Origin of the sequence: Micromonospora zamorensis (assembly GCF_900090275.1) — a bacterium.
Lineage (GTDB): Bacteria > Actinomycetota > Actinomycetes > Mycobacteriales > Micromonosporaceae > Micromonospora > Micromonospora zamorensis.
The window spans coordinates 5,058,120-5,073,167 of record NZ_LT607755.1; the positions used below are offsets into that span (position 1 = coordinate 5,058,120).

The 15,048-nt window shown below is 69.7% G+C and carries 8 protein-coding genes; 6 read left to right on the forward strand and 2 right to left on the reverse strand.

Annotation, left to right across the window (positions count from 1 at the left end; genetic code table 11):
* From GA0070619_RS22395 to GA0070619_RS22405, 3 genes are all read left to right on the forward strand, one after another.
* The gene (locus GA0070619_RS22395) at positions 1–1,659 is read left to right on the forward strand and encodes a sodium:solute symporter family protein (RefSeq protein WP_088949869.1); all 1,659 of its coding nucleotides are present in this window, start codon (positions 1–3) and stop codon (positions 1,657–1,659) included.
* A gap of 15 nt (positions 1,660–1,674) precedes the next feature.
* Entirely contained in the window at positions 1,675–1,983 is a 309-nt protein-coding gene (locus tag GA0070619_RS22400; protein ID WP_088949870.1) for a hypothetical protein, read from the forward strand.
* Positions 1,984–2,115: 132 nt separating this feature from the next.
* Entirely contained in the window at positions 2,116–2,502 is a 387-nt protein-coding gene (locus GA0070619_RS22405; protein ID WP_088949871.1) for a hypothetical protein, read from the forward strand.
* A gap of 117 nt (positions 2,503–2,619) precedes the next feature.
* On the opposite strand, the gene GA0070619_RS22410 is transcribed toward GA0070619_RS22405, so the two are convergent.
* Positions 2,620–4,395, reverse strand: coding sequence for a glycoside hydrolase family 6 protein (locus GA0070619_RS22410; RefSeq protein ID WP_088949872.1), 1,776 nt, complete (start codon positions 4,393–4,395; stop codon positions 2,620–2,622).
* A gap of 614 nt (positions 4,396–5,009) precedes the next feature.
* Between GA0070619_RS22410 and GA0070619_RS22415 the strand changes: the two genes are divergently transcribed.
* A complete protein-coding gene (locus GA0070619_RS22415) occupies positions 5,010–6,254 on the forward strand; it encodes a putative sodium/potassium/calcium exchanger (protein ID WP_088951980.1) in 1,245 nt (414 codons plus the stop codon).
* Position 6,255: 1 nt separating this feature from the next.
* Entirely contained in the window at positions 6,256–6,954 is a 699-nt protein-coding gene (locus GA0070619_RS22420) for a class F sortase (protein ID WP_088949873.1), read from the forward strand.
* Positions 6,955–7,028: 74 nt separating this feature from the next.
* Here the strand turns inward: GA0070619_RS22420 and GA0070619_RS22425 are convergent, their stop codons facing one another.
* Entirely contained in the window at positions 7,029–12,110 is a 5,082-nt protein-coding gene (locus tag GA0070619_RS22425; protein WP_088949874.1) for an NAD-glutamate dehydrogenase, read from the reverse strand.
* 288 nt (positions 12,111–12,398) lie between these two features.
* Between GA0070619_RS22425 and GA0070619_RS22430 the strand changes: the two genes are divergently transcribed.
* Positions 12,399–14,363 carry a penicillin-binding transpeptidase domain-containing protein gene (locus GA0070619_RS22430; protein ID WP_088949875.1) on the forward strand — a complete coding sequence of 655 codons (1,965 nt, stop codon included), beginning with the start codon at positions 12,399–12,401 and terminating at the stop codon, positions 14,361–14,363.
* Positions 14,364–15,048: the final 685 nt, after the last annotated feature.

Sequence of the window (15,048 nt, forward strand, 5' to 3'; positions counted from 1 at the left end):
ATGGACGGCGACGGTCTCCGGCTCAACATGAACGGCCTGGACTACCTGATTCTGGCGCTGTACTTCGTCACCGTCCTCGGGGTCGGCTTCGCCGCTCGCCGGGCGATCCGGACCAGCGTCGACTTCTTCCTCTCCGGCCGTTCCCTGCCGGCCTGGGTGACCGGTCTCGCCTTCGTCTCGGCGAACCTGGGCGCGTTGGAGATCATCGGAATGGCCGCGAACGGGGCCCAGTACGGTGTGATGACGGTCCACTACTACTGGATCGGCGCCGTCCCGGCCATGGTCTTCCTGGGCATCGTGATGATGCCCTTCTACTACGGCTCCAAGGTCCGCAGCGTGCCGGAATACCTGCGGTTGCGGTTCAACCGCCCCACCCACCTGCTCAACGCGCTCAGCTTCGCCGTCGCCCAGGTGCTGATCGCCGGTGTCAACCTCTACGCGCTGGCCCTCGTCATGCAGGCGCTGCTCGGCTGGCCGCTCTGGACGGCGATCGTGGTCGGCGCGGCGATCGTGCTGGCGTACATCACCATCGGTGGCCTGTCCGGGGCGATCTACAACGAGGTGCTCCAGTTCTTCGTCATCCTGGCCGGTCTCATCCCGGTCACCGTGATCGGCCTGGTCAAGGTCGGCGGGTGGAACGGTCTGATGGACGCGGTCGGCGACACCAAACTCGGCGAGGCGGGCCTGCACGCGTGGCAGGACACCGGCAGCACCGCCAACCCGCTGGGCGCGCACTGGATCGGCATCGTCTTCGGCCTGGGCTTCGTCCTGTCGTTCGGCTACTGGACGACGAACTTCGCCGAGGTGCAGCGGGCCCTCTCGGCCAAGAACATGAGCGCCGCCCGGCGTACGCCGATCATCGCCGCGTACCCGAAGCTGTTCATCCCCCTGGTCACGATCATCCCCGGTCTGGTGGCCCTGGTGACGGTGAAGGGGCTCGGCGCGGAGAGCGGCGACCTCCAGTACAACAACGCCATCCCGCTGCTGATGCGCGACCTGCTCCCCAACGGTGTGCTCGGGGTCGCGGTCACCGGCCTGCTCGCCTCGTTCATGGCTGGCATGGCGGCCAACGTGAGCGGCTTCAACACCGTCTTCACCTACGACATCTGGCAGGCGTACATCCGCCGTGACCGGTCGGACGAGTACTACCTGCGGATCGGCCGGTGGGCGACGGTCGGCGCCGTGGTGATCGGGATCGGCACCGCGTTCATCGCGGCCGGGTTCAGCAACATCATGAACTACATCCAGGCGCTCTTCTCCGTCTTCAACGCGCCGCTGTTCGCCACCTTCATCATCGGCATGTTCTGGAAGCGGATGACCGCGCTGGCCGGCTTCTGGTCGCTGTTGCTCGGCACCCTGGTGTCACTGAGCCTCTACCTGCTCTACAAGGGCGGAGTGATCGATTTCAACTCCGACCTGGAGGAGAGCTTCTGGGGTGCCGGCCTCGCCTTCGTCACGGCGGTGGTGGTCGCCGCGATCATCACCCCGCTCACCGCGCCCAAGCGGGACGAGGAACTGCGCGGGCTGGTCTACGGGATGGGCGGCATCGACCTGAAGGGCGACGTGCTCGCCGGCGACGCCGTCTGGTACCGCTCCCCCGTGCTCCTCGGCGTGATCGCGGTCGCGCTGGCCGCCCTCTTCTACATCCCGGTCTTCTAGGAAAGGGGTCGGCAGATGGACAACCACAGCCAGCCGGCACAGGACCCGCTGATCGACGAGTCGGAGGCGGAGCAACGGCGGTCCGCCGCGGCCCGGCTGTTCGACATCCGCCGGGTGATCGGTGGCCTCTTCGTGGCGTACGGGATCATCGTGACGCTGATCGGCATCTTCGACAGCCGGGCCGAGATCGACAAGGCCGAGGGTGTGCGGATCAACCTGTGGGCCGGGCTGTCGATGCTCGTCTTCGGCCTGCTCATGCTGCTCTGGCAGTGGCTGCGTCCCGCGGACCCGCCGGCCCCGAACGAGCAGCCCCCCGGGAGCTGACCCCTGGCCGCACGGCCTGACCGCACGGCATGAGCACGGCCCGGCCTGACCGCCGGGCCGTGCGGCATGAGCGCGGCACGAAGGGGTACGCGAGGGAATCCAGGCACCGTGTCGGACCCAGGAGGCAGCACCATGACCGATCGCGATCGCCAACCGCCGCTGGAGGACAGCCCGGAGGTGGCCTCGGCGGTGGATGATGACATCACCGTCTCGCAGTTTCGGACCGGAGGTGGGCCCGACCGGGACACTCCGGGCTTCGCCGAACCCCGCAGCCGACCCGACGACCTCGCTCCGGACACCGACGAGCTGATCGGCGACCCGTACGCCGCCGGCACCGGGGCGACCGGGACGGGCACCGGCGCTGGCGGGGACAACATCCGCACCGGGAGCGAACAGCCCTGGGAGCCGGAGGACCTGGTGATGGCCCGCGGGCAGGACCTCACGCCGGAAAACCTGGAGAAGGCCCGCCGTGACCTGGCCGAGCAGGGCCGGGCGGCGATCGAGCGCACCGTGCCCTGATCGGGCAAGGGGGGGTCCCCGGCCCGACCAGAACGGTCGGACCGGGGACCCGGGGGGAACCTGCCGCCGGCAGTGCCTCACCAACTGCCGGCGGCCGGTGGGTGTGAAGCGTTCCGGTCAGAGAGCCGGGTACGCGTTGCGCATGAGCTCCTGGAACTGGGCGGAGAACCACGCACCGGAGATCGGCGCGTCCGGCAGAGCCCCGGACGGGTTGTTGCCGTTGCGGGCGTTACCGCCGTACGTCGGGTCGCACATCCGGTCGAAGCCCTTGCCCTCGTTGTTCGGGATCTCCTTGCTGGAGCCGTCCGACTCACCCGGCGGCTTCACCCAGACGTAGGCGTCGATGCCCGTCGCCGGGTTGGCCCGCGGCCGCTCGCCGAGGCCGGCGCCGGCCTGGTTGCACCAGTTGCCGAGGTGGGCCCGGCGGTCGATGCGGCCTCCGTTGACGTACGTGTCGACGCTGGTCGTGGCACCCGGCCCGGTGGGCCGCGCGGAGCCGCCCCACCCGTTGCGGGAGGTGTCGATCAGCATGCCGATGTTGGAGTTGAAGCCGACCGAGACCAGCTTCGTGCGGAACGCCTGGGCGAAGGACAGCTCGTCGACGTAGAAGTTCCAGTCGACCCACTTGGACTGCCGCACCGTCTGACCGTTCACGTTGTCCGTGACCTTGAAGTACGGCTCAGTCAGCGCCGAGTAGTTGGCGGTGTTGGTGATGAACCCGTGCACGTTGTTGACAGTGCTGCCAGAGGCCACCGCGGCGGTCTTCAGGATGTCGGCGGTCGGGCCGAAGTTGGAGTCCCAACCGAGCCAGCCGTGGTGACCGGCGTCGATGTAGTTGTAGACGTTGCCGATCGCGCCCAGCTTGGCGAGGGCGTAGCCGACGCCGTTGACGTACGCGCCGTTGGCCTTGACCGTGTCGCACATGACAGTGCCGCCGGGCTGACCGGACGTGTTGGTGACCAGGTTCGGCAGCGAGTCGATCTCGATGACGTTGATGATCCGCAGGCTGCTGTACTTCGACTCACCCTGGATCGCGGCGATCGGGTCGATGTACTGGGCCTTGTACTTGGGCAGCTCGTCCGGGCCCAGCTCACCGTTGGAGGCGAGCGCGGAGCAGTCCCGGCCGGGCAGGTTGTAGATCACGAACTGGATGTAGCCGGCGCCCTGACGCAGCGCCTCGTCCAGGTGCTCACGCACGCCGAAGGCGCCGTTGGAGCTGCTGTCCGGCGTGCCGTTGATCGCGGCGATCCGGTCCAGCCAGACGGCGGTGGGGTTGTTGGAGACCCGGCTTCCGCCGGCCTCGGCGTCCGCCTTGGCCTTCCACTCCGGGTTCACGTACCCGCGCGCCCCGGCGTAGGGGTTGTCGACCTTGGTGCCGGGCGGCGGCGTGGTGGGCGGCGGGTCGGTGGGCGGAGGGTCGGTGGGCGGAGGCGTGGTCGGCGGGGGCGTGGTCGGCGGGGTGGTGCCACCGTTGCAGACCACGCCGTTCAGGGTGAACGAGGTCGGCTTCGGGTTGCTGCCGCTCCACGCGCCGTTGAAGCCGATGCTCGTCGACGCGCCGGTGGCGAGGGTGCCGTTGTAGGACAGGCTCTTGGCGGTGACCTGGCTGCCGGACTGGGTGAACTCCGCCGACCAGCCCTGCTGCACGCGCTGGCTGGAGTTGGGGAAGGTCCAGCCCAGCGTCCAGCCGTTGAGCGGGTCACCGACGTTCTTGATGGTGACGCTGGCGGTGAAGCCGCCGGGCCACTCGTTGCTCGTGTAGGCGATGTCGCACTGAGTCGCGGCCTGCGCCGCGGTGACCGGAATCGTCACCAACCCGCCGGCGACCAGGACACCCGCGCCGGCGAGCGCCATGGTCCGGCGTGGGCCGGACAGCCTTCTCCACACATTCATGCCACTGATCTCCTTGGGCGAGACCGGGCCCGCGTACGGCCCGGCGAGACGGCCCGGCGGGCGTCCTGAACGGACGGCCTCCGGCGCCAACGGGAATCTTTGGGGGGCGCCCGACCCGGACGGGCGATGGTGGTGGTGGTGCGCGGCCGATGCGTCGGCCGGTCGATCGGCGGCGGGACGTCGCCCGGTGAACCGGTGCCCTCGACTCCCAGCCTGCGCGGTGTGGCTCACCTCACCGCGTTGGACGATTCTCGCATGGGAGCGCTTCCATGGCAATGGCTCGATGCGTTGCGCGCGCCGGCCGTCCCTCGCCCGTTTCGGACGATACCCCCGAGTGCGCTCGGGCAGCACGTTGCGGACCGGAGCCGCCGGGACCGGATGAGCGGCGCGGGTCGGGCACGGGGAGGCCGGAACGCCGTGCGCCGCACGCAAGGGCGTCCCGCACCTGAGACGACACTGAGCACGGCGAAAGCCGCGTAGCACCCCTTCACCTCTTACCTGGATCAAAGGTCAAAACGCGAATCTTTCACTTCATAAGTCATGAAACCGTCTAACGTCGGTCTTAGCTCGGTTGTCGCCGGGCACAGGACAACAGGGATGGAGTGACGCAGGTCATGGCTAAGAAGATGCTCGGGAAGGTCGTTGCGGGCGCCGCGCTCGGCGGTGCATCGCTCCTGGTGTTCGCGCCGGGGATCGCGTTCGCGGACGGCCACAACGACGCCAAGGACCGCGACGGCAAGGTCTACGCCAAGCCGCACGTCGTCAAGGCTGGCGAAGAGGTCAAGCTCCTCGAGATCTGCCCGGATCGGCAGGAGCACGCGTACGTGTGGTCCAAGGTCACCGGCAAGGTCAAGCTCAAGCCGGCCCACGAAGACCGGGGCGAGGACCGCGAGTGGCGCGAGGAGGAGAACTCCTCGGACCACGACAAGGGCAAGGACGAGCACGGCAAGGACGACAAGGGCAAGGACCACGAGGGCAAGGACGAAAACGGCAAGGACGAGCACGGCAAGGACGACAAGGGCAAGGACGACAAGGGCAAGGACCACGAGGGCAAGGACGAGCACGGCAAGGGCGAAGAGGGCAAGGGCGAAGACGGCAAGGACAAGCCGCAGCCGCCCGCCGACGACGCCCAGCCCGGTGGCCAGGGTGGCGGCGCTGCCGCCGACGCCTACGGCGACGAGGGCAGCAAGGACTGGAAGGGCGAGGAGCACGACCAGGACGCGGACGACAGCCGCGACAAGAAGGACTGGGACTCCAAGGACGAAGGCAAGAAGGACTGGGAGTCCAAGGACGAGCACGGCTCCGACGAGTACGGCTCGGACAAGGGCTGGGAGTCCAAGGACGAGCACGGCTCCGGCGAATACGGCTCCGACAAGGGCTGGGAGTCCAAGGACGAGCACGGCTCCGACGAATACGGCTCCGACAAGGGCTGGGAGTCCAAGGACGAGCACGGCTCCGACGAATACGGCTCCGACAAGGGCTGGGAGTCCAAGGACGAGCACGGCTCCGACGAATACGGCTCCGACAAGGGCTGGGAGTCCAAGGACGAGCACGGCGGTTACGGCTCGGAAGAGGGCCGTTCCGACGAGCGCGACTGGGACGAGGAGCGCGAGTTCGTCTACTACGGCGAGGCCAAGGTCGACAAGGACGCGAAGCCGGGTCGCTACGAGCTCAAGGGCTCGTGCGGCGAGGGTGAGCTCGTCGTGCTGCCGCACGGCGGTGTCGACGGTGGTGACGGTGGCGCCAGCACCGGCACCGACCGTGGCCTGGCCACCGGCGGGGCGGGCCTGCTCGGCGCTGCCGCGCTGGGCGGGATCGTGCTGATGCGTCGCCGGCGGACCGATGGTTCGCTCGTCTGACGTGACGACGACACGGGCCGGCGGCCGTCACGGGAGACCGTGGCGTGCCGCCGGCGCGGCCGTCGTCGTCACCATGGCCATGATTGGCGCCGGGATGATCGGCGCCAGTCTGAAGGACACACCCGCTCCCCGACCGCCGCAGCCGTTGGCTCAGGCCGGTCCCGAGGTCACCGGGTCGGCGAGCACCGCCGACGACGCCCCGCCGGTCGACGGGCAGCCGGTCGGAGACGCGCCGGCGGGACTGGCCCGTTCGGCGCCGACCAGCATCGAGATCCCCCGGATCGGTGTCGACGCGACGATCATGTCGTTGGGCACCAACCCGGACGGCACCGTCCAGGTCCCTCCGCTCGACCAGGCCGACAAGGCCGGTTGGTACGAGCCGGGTGCGAGTCCCGGCGAGACGGGCAACGCGGTCATCGTCGGGCATGTGGACTCGGCGGTGCTCGGTCCGGCCGTCTTCTTCGACCTCGGCGCGCTCACCCCCGGTGACACCGTCACCGTGCGCCGGGCCGACGGGGTGCCGGCCACCTTCACCGTCGACTCGGTGAAGTCGTACCCGAAGACAGCCTTCCCCACCGAGTTGGTGTACGGGCCCGGCGACCGGCCTGGCCTGCGGGTGGTCACCTGCGGCGGTCAGTTCGACGCGGTCGCCAAGAGCTACCCGGACAACATCGTCGTCTTCGCCAGCCTGGTGGCCTGAGCGGGGACGAAACGAAACGCGGTCCGGCCGGTCGGGGTCACCCGATCGGCCGGACCGCGTCCGGTGTGCCTGACTCAGGCGGCCGCGGAGGTCCGCACCAGGGTGCGGATCTGGCGCAGCAGCACCGAGAGGGCGGCGAGGTCCGCCCGCGACTCGTCGAACTCCCCCATCGCCCGTCGAGCGCGGTGGATCGAGGTGGCGTTCGACTGCTCCCACTGCTGCACCCGCTCGTGCGGCGGCAGGTCGCCCGGGGTGGACTCCAGCACCTCAGCGGTGAGCGCGGCCAGCGCGGCGTACAGGTCGTAACGCAGCGCCATCCGGGCCAGCGTCTGCCAGCGGTCCTCCCGCGGCAGCAGGGAGATCTTCGACAGCAGCGAGTCCACCCGGAACAGGTCGGACAGCACGAAGTAGACCGAGGCCACCTCGCCGACGTCCCGTCCGCTGACGTTCGCGGTCTCCACCACGTCCATCAGACCGAAGCTGTACATCAGTCGGGTAGCCCGCTCGGCCAACTCGCGGGGCAGCCCACGCTCGGTCATCGAGTCCATGTGCGAGACGATGCCCTGCCGCTCGTCGCCGTAGAACAGGTCCTCCAGACCCGGGAGCAGTCGGGTCACCCCGTCCCGCAGCCGGGCGATCTCGGCCGGCACGTCGATCGGCGAGCGGCGGTTGGAGACCAGCCACCGCACCGCCCGGTCGAGCAGCCGGCGGGTGTCCAGGTAGACGCTGGTCTGCAACTCGGGTGCGACCTTGTTGTCCAGCGCCTCCACCGCGTCCCACAGGTCCCGCAGGCCGAACACTTCGCTGACCACCACGTACGCACGGATCACGTCCGCCGCGCTGGCCGCGGTCTCCTCGACCACCCGGAAGATGAACGAGATGCCACCCCGGTTGATCGCCTCGTTGACGAGCACTGTGGTGACGATGTCCCGGCGCAGCCGGTGCCGGCCCATCCGGTCGGCGAACCGTTCGCGCATCGGCGTCGGGAAGTAGTTGACCAGGACCTCGGTCGTCCACTCCTCGTCGGCCAGCCCCTCGGTGAGGATCTCCCGCTCCAGGACGATCTTCACGTACGCGAGCAGCACCGCGAACTCCGGCGCGGTCAGGCCCGATTCGCTGCGGACCGCCAGCTCCTCGTCCGGAGGCAGCGCCTCCAGCGCCCGGTCCAACCCGCCCGACCGCTCCAACTCGTTGATCATCCGGCGGTGCACCGGCAGCAGCGAGGCGGCCTGGGCCTGGGCGTTGTTGATCGCCCGCGCCTGGTCGTAGTTGTCCCTCAGCACCAGCTCGGCGACCTCGTCGGTCATCCCGGCCAGCAGCTCGTCCCGCTCGGCCGTGGTCAACTCGCCGTCGGCCACCGCGGTGTTCAGCAGGATCTTGATGTTCACCTCGTGGTCGGAGGTGTCCACCCCGGCCGCGTTGTCGATGAAGTCCGTGTAGATCCGGCCACCCGTCAACGCGTACTCGATCCGGCCGAGCTGGGTCCAGCCCAGGTTGCCGCCCTCGCCCGCCACCCGGCAGCGCAGGCTGCGCCCGTCCACCCGGATCGCGTCGTTGGACTTGTCGCCCACCTCGGCGTTGGTCTGGGTGGACGCCTTGACGTAGGTGCCGATGCCGCCGTTCCAGAAGAGATCCACCGGGGCGGTCACGATCGCCTTCATCAACTCCTGCGGCGACAGCTGCGTGACGTCGTCGTCCAGGCCGATCGCCGCCCGGACCTGCGGCGTGATCGGGATGGACTTGGCGGTACGCGGGAAGATGCCGCCGCCTGCCGAGATCAGCTCCGGGTTGTAGTCCTCCCACGACGAGCGGGGCAGATCGAACAACCGCCGCCGCTCCGCGTACGAGGTCGCCGCGTCCGGGTCCGGGTCGAGGAAGATGTGCCGGTGGTCGAAGGCGGCCACCAGGCGGATGTGCTCGGAGAGCAGCATCCCGTTGCCGAACACGTCGCCGGACATGTCGCCGACGCCGACCACCGTGAAGTCCTGGGTCTGGGTGTCCAGGCCCAGCTCCCGGAAGTGCCGCTTGACCGACTCCCAGGCGCCCCGGGCGGTGATGCCCATCTTCTTGTGGTCGTAGCCCGCCGAACCACCGGAGGCGAACGCGTCGCCCATCCAGAAGCTGTGGGTCTTGGAGATCTCGTTGGCGACGTCGGAGAACGTCGCCGTGCCCTTGTCGGCGGCCACCACCAGGTACGGGTCGTCGCCGTCGTGCCGGACCACGTCCACGGGAGGCACGATCTGCCCGCTGACGATGTTATCGGTGACGTCCAGCATCGCGCCGACGAACTCCTGATAGCAGGCGACCGCCTCGTCCCGGTCACCCGGCTTCTGCTTCAGCACGAAGCCGCCCTTGGCACCCACCGGCACGATCACGGTGTTCTTCACCATCTGCGCCTTGACCAGGCCGAGCACCTCGGTCCGGAAGTCCTCCCGACGGTCGGACCAGCGCAACCCGCCCCGGGCCACCGGCCCGAACCGCAGGTGCACACCCTCGAAGCGGGGCGAGTAGACGAAGATCTCGAACTTTGGTCGCGGCGCCGGCAGGTCCGGAATGGCCTGCGGGTCGAGCTTGAACGCCACGTACGCCTTCGGCCGCCCGTCGGCGCGCTTCTGGTAGAAGCTGGTCCGCAGGGTCGCCTCGATCAACGTCAGGTACGAGCGCAGGATCCGATCCTGGTCGAGGCTGGCCACGTCGTCCAGCGCCTCCCGGATCATCTCCACCAGCTCACCGCTGCGCTGCTGCCGCTGCTCGGTCGTCTGCTCGCCCGGCGCGAACCGGGTCTCGAACAGATCCACCAGCAACGCGGCGATCTTCGGGTACGCGACGAAGGTCTGCTCCATGTAGTCCTGCGAGAAGACCGTGCCGGCCTGCCGCAGGTACTTCGCGTACGCCCGCAGCACCACCACCTGCCGCCAGGTCAGCCCGCCGCGCAGCACCAGCTCGTTGAACCGGTCCACCTCGGCCTCGCCGCGCCACGCCGCCGCGAAGGCGTTCTCCACGTGTGGGCGCACCTCGGACAGCTCGTGGTGCCCCTCGGGCAGCAGGAGGCCGAAGTCGTACAGGTAGACCCGACCGTCGATCCGGTCCACCTCGTACGGGTGCTCGTCGACCACCCGTACGCCGAGTGAGTGCAGCACCGGCAGCACGGCGGAGAGCATCATCGGTTCGCCGTACCGGTAGACCTTGAACCGGACGTCCATGGCCTCGGCGAGGTCCGCACCGGGCACCCGGGTGCCCGGTCGGGGCGCGAGCTGCTTGCGGAACAGGTGCATCTCCAGCTGGCCGGGCTCCTCCAGCAGCTCCAGCTTCGCCAGGTCCTTCATCGCCTCGTACGGCGTGTGCCCGTCCTTGTAGCCCTCCGGGAACGCGTCGGCGTACCGGGTGAACAGGTGCTTGGCCTGCTCGTCGCCGAGCTTGCGCTCCAGCACCAGCCGGTAGTCGTCGTCCCAGAGCCGGGTCGCGTCGGCCAGCTCCTCGGCCAACAGGTCGGCGTCGATGTCGCCGGGCGGCCGGGTCGGGTCGGTGCGGACGATGAAGTGCACCCGGGCCAGCATCGACTCGGTGACCCGGGTGGTGTAGTCCACCCCGACACCGTTCAGCTCGCGCAGCAGGATGTCCTGCATGCGAAGGCGGTTCTGCGTGGTGAACCGGTCCCGGGGCAGGTAGATCAGGCAGGAGATGAACCGCCCGTACGCGTCCCGGCGCAGGAAGACCCGCAGCTGCCGGCGGCCCGCCATCCGCAGCACACCGACCACCGCGTGGTACAGGTCGTCGGTCTTGATCTGGAACAGCTCGTCGCGCGGGTACGTCTCCAGGATCTGGATCAGATCCTTGCCGGAGTGGCTGCGCTGACTCAGGCCGGAGCGGTCCAGCACCTCGGCGACCTTGCGGCGTACGACCGGCAGCTCGCGGACGCTGGTCCGGTACGCGGCCGTGGAGAACAGGCCCAGGAACCGCCGCTCGCCGATCACCTCGCCGTCCGAGTTGAAGATCTTGAAGCCGATGTAGTCGAGGTAGGCCGAGCGGTGCACGGTGGCCCGCGAGTTGGCCTTGGTGATGATGAGCAGGCGCTTCTCCAGCACCTTCTCGTGCGCCTCGGGCGTCATCGACGACAACGACCGCGGGTCCGGCGAATCCGAGCGCAGGATGCCCAGCCCGGTGCCGAGCACCGCCTCCAACGCCTTGCCGTCCACCGGGTCGGTGGCGTCACCCCCGGGGGCGTCCACCAGTCGGTACTCCCGGTAGCCGAGGAACGTGAAGTGGTCGTGGGCGAGCCACCGCAGCAGCTCCACCGAGTCCGTGATGTCCTTCTCCGGCACCGGTGGGCGATTGTCCGAGGTGCGAGCCGAGGCCAGCTCGTCGGCGAGCGCAAGGGCCCGCTGACGCATCTTCGGCCAGTCCTCGACAGCCTCCCGCACATCGGTGAGCACCCGCTGCAACTCGCGACGCAGCCGGTCCCGCTCGGCCGCGTCCCGGACCGGGTCGATCTCGATCCGCATCCAGCTCTCGATGATGTCGCCGGAGATCGCGTCATCCGGCTCCACGTCCGCGGAGACCTCGGTGAGCCGCCCCAGCGGCTCACGCCGGACCACCACGAGCGGGTGCACCAGCAGGTGCACGTCGAGGTGGTACGAGTTGAGCAGCGCGGTGACCGAGTCGACCAGGAACGGCATGTCGTCAGTGACGATCTCGACGACGGTGTGGTGCTGGTCCGCGTGCGGTTCGTGGATCCGCAGCTTCAACTCGCCGGGAACCCGCTGCTGGGCGAGGTCCCGGTGTGCCCGGGCCGCGTCGAGCATCTCCTCTGCCGTGAAACCGACCAGTTCCTCGTCCGGGGCGAACCGCCAGAAACGGCCGACAAGTGTCGCCGCGTCGTGGTCGTCCCCGGCGAGCGCGACAGCCTGGGCCACCAGGCGCTCCGCGTTGGGAACTGGTTCGTCGAGCTCGGCGTCCTCCACGTCGTCGGCCAACGCCTCGGTCGGCAGGCCCAGATCGTAGATGGTGTCGATGCTCGACCCGGTCAGCCCGGTGACTCCCGTGTCGAGCCGGCCGTAGCCGTCCCCGTCGGTCGCCGAATCGAAGCTGTCGTCGTCCCGGCCGGAGTCATCCTGCCGGAGGTCGGGTTCCGGTTTGATCGCCGGACGCCGGTCCATCGGTGCCACTCCCCTCGACCCACCGCGTTGTGGGTCACTCTGCCGCCCAGCCTAGGCCCTGCCGTTCTTCGCCTTCGTCGGCGGACCACTGGCCAGACGTCCGGATCGGGACTTTGTCCTTTCACCCGTTGCGGGTCCGAGGTTGGCCGGCTGCGGGATACCCCGCCACGCGATGTTCATCACACGGGCGCGGCCCTCTTTACCCACGCTCGCGCGCCCACGGGACGTTGGGGACGGCGTCGGCGTACTACCGTGCGAGGGCAGTCTGAGATCGGAAGGACCAGCTCCATGCCCTTGTCGTACCCCCGGCCCCACCGGCCGAACCACGCCCGCCGCCTGACCGCCGCCCTCACCACGGCGCTGCTCACGGCCGGTGTTCTCGCCGGCTGCTCGGGTGACGACGGGCCGCAGAGCAGCGTCGACGCCTTCCTCAGCGGTTGGCGCAGCGGCGATCTCCAGGCGGTCGGTCTGATCGACCCGACCGGCAACAAGCTGCCGTCGGCCGAGGTGACTCGCGAGATCAAGGAGCTCTCCGGTGAGCTGGCGGCCACCCCGCCCACGCTGAAGCGGCGCGGCGAGCCGAAGGTCACGAAGGACATCGCGACCGCGACGGTCCAGGTGGAGTGGAACCTGCCCGGTCAGACCCGCTGGGCGTACGACCGGGAGTTACGCCTCGCGCACGGCGATGACGACCAGTGGCAGGTGATTTGGGAGCCCAGGGTGGTGCACGAGCAGCTCACCAAGGGTGACCGGTTGGCGGTGCGCCGCGACGCCGGTGCCCGGGCCGCGGTGTTGGACGCCGCCGGGCAACCGCTCGTGACTCCGCGCCCGGTGGTCCGGGTGGGCGTGCAGCCCGACGGGGTCACCGACATCAAGAAGCTGGTCAAGGACCTCGACGGGGCGTTCAAGGCGATCCGCCCGGCGCTGGTGCCCGCCGTCGACCTGGCCGACCTGCCCGAGCGGGTCGCCAAGGCCGAGCCGGGCGCCTTCGTCGAGGTGGTGTCGCTGCGCGAGGAGGCGTACCTCCAGATCAAGCCCCGGATCTACGACCTGGACGGCACCAAGTTCGTCTCCGCCAAGGTCGACCTGGCACCGACCCGGGAGTTTGCCCGGGCGGTGCTCGGCACTGTCGACCCGGCGCAGGCGGACGACCTCACCGCACACCCGGACCGGTACGTCGCCGGCGACCTGGTCGGGCACGGCGGGTTGCAGGGCCGCTACGACGAACGGCTGCGCGGCGCGCCCGGGCTGACCGTGGTGGTCGAGCGGCCGGCCGAGGGCGGCAAACTGGAGTCCACCGGCACTGAGCTGTTCCGTCGGGAGCCGCAGCCCGGCCAGACGCTGAAGACCACGCTGGACGTCGCCGCCCAGAACGCGGCCGACGGGGCACTGCGCGCCGAGTCCCGCCGCTCCGCCCTGGTGGCTCTCCGGATCAGCGATGGCGCGGTGCTCGCCGCGGCGAACGGTCCCGGGCCGGCCGGGGAAAACCTGGCCTTCACCGCCCAGGTGCCGCCGGGTTCCACGTTCAAGGTGGTCAGCACGCTGGGCCTGCTGGACCGGGGCGCTGTCACTCTGGACGGGCCGGTTGCCTGCCCGAAGACCTTCACCGTCGACGGTCGGTCCTTCAAGAACTCCGACAACTTCGAGCTGGGCTCGGTGCCGTTCCGCACCGACTTCGCCAAGTCCTGCAACACGGCGTTCGCCTCGCTGGCCCCGAAGCTCGGCGGTGACGGGCTGGCCGCTGCCGGCCGCGCGTTGGGCCTGGAGGGTCAATGGGACCTCGGCACCGACGCCTTCACCGGCAAGGTGTCCACGGGCGGCAGCCCGGCCGAGCAGGCCGCGGCATCGTTCGGGCAGGGCACCACGCTGGTCAGCCCGCTGGCCATGGCCGGTGCCACCGCCGCCGTCGCCCGAGGCCGGTTCGAGCAGCCGAAGCTCCTGCTCGACCCGGCGCCGGCCAAGCCGGCCGCGGCGGGTGAGCAGCTCAAGCCGGAATCGGTCGCGGCGCTGCGTTCGATGATGCGCGAGGTGGTCACCAGCGGCACCGGCAGCGCACTCAAGGATGTGCCGGGCGAGGTGTACGGCAAGACCGGCACCGCCGAGTACGACGACAACCCGGCCCACACCCACGCCTGGTTCGTCGGTTGGCGGGGTGACGTGGCGTTCGCCGTGTTCGTGGAGAAGGGCGGGGCCAGCACTGCCTCGGCCGTCCCGATCGCCGAGCGCTTCCTCCGCGCCCTCCCACAGTCCTGACACCCGCGCGACGAGCGCACCCGCAGCGAGCGGCCCCCGCACCACGAAGGCGTTGATCGACTCGGTTTCACGGAAACTGCGGTGTCCGAGCCACCTGGATACCGCGACTTCCGTGAAACCGAGTCGATCACGGCCCGGAGGGGCCGCCAGACGGGTCAGGCCGTGTCGGCTTTGTGGTGGTCCGAGGGGTTCTGGGCCGGTGCGGAAGGTCGCCGCAGCAGGCCTGGGCCGGCCGACGCGGGCGGGCCGACCGGCTCCGGTTCGACCAGCTCCCGCTCGACCAGCTCCCGCTCGACCAACTCCCGCTCGACCGGCTCCCGCTCGAACGTGGCGGCGATGTCCGCTGCGACGCTCGACTGCTCGGAGCGGGCCTGACCGTTGGTGACTGCTGGTTCCGCCTCGGCCACGATGTCGTGCGGCGTTGCGCCCCCGAAGAAGCGGCCGTCGGAAGAACCAACGCCGGCAGACCCGAAGGCCGAGGATGCGTCGCCGGCAGACCCGACATCGGAGGGTCCGGCCTCCGCGAGCGACCTGGCGTCGACGGACGGGTTCCACGGGGGAACGTCGGCGTGCGACTCCTCGCCATGAATCGCGCTCGGCAGCGCATCGAGCCGCTCGGCAGCAACGAGCTGATCGAACCGCTCGCCCCGCTCCAGCCCATCAGGGCGCGCACCACGAACGAGCC

Coding starts and splice junctions, on each gene's coding strand:
- GA0070619_RS22405 (WP_088949871.1), top strand. CDS start 2,116: ATGACCGATCGCGATCGCCAACCGCCGCTGGAGGACAGCCCGGAGGTG.
- GA0070619_RS22395 (WP_088949869.1), top strand. CDS start 1: ATGGACGGCGACGGTCTCCGGCTCAACATGAACGGCCTGGACTACCTG.
- GA0070619_RS22410 (WP_088949872.1), bottom strand. CDS start 4,395: ATGAATGTGTGGAGAAGGCTGTCCGGCCCACGCCGGACCATGGCGCTC.
- GA0070619_RS22400 (WP_088949870.1), top strand. CDS start 1,675: ATGGACAACCACAGCCAGCCGGCACAGGACCCGCTGATCGACGAGTCG.
- GA0070619_RS22425 (WP_088949874.1), bottom strand. CDS start 12,110: ATGGACCGGCGTCCGGCGATCAAACCGGAACCCGACCTCCGGCAGGAT.
- GA0070619_RS22415 (WP_088951980.1), top strand. CDS start 5,010: ATGGCTAAGAAGATGCTCGGGAAGGTCGTTGCGGGCGCCGCGCTCGGC.
- GA0070619_RS22430 (WP_088949875.1), top strand. CDS start 12,399: ATGCCCTTGTCGTACCCCCGGCCCCACCGGCCGAACCACGCCCGCCGC.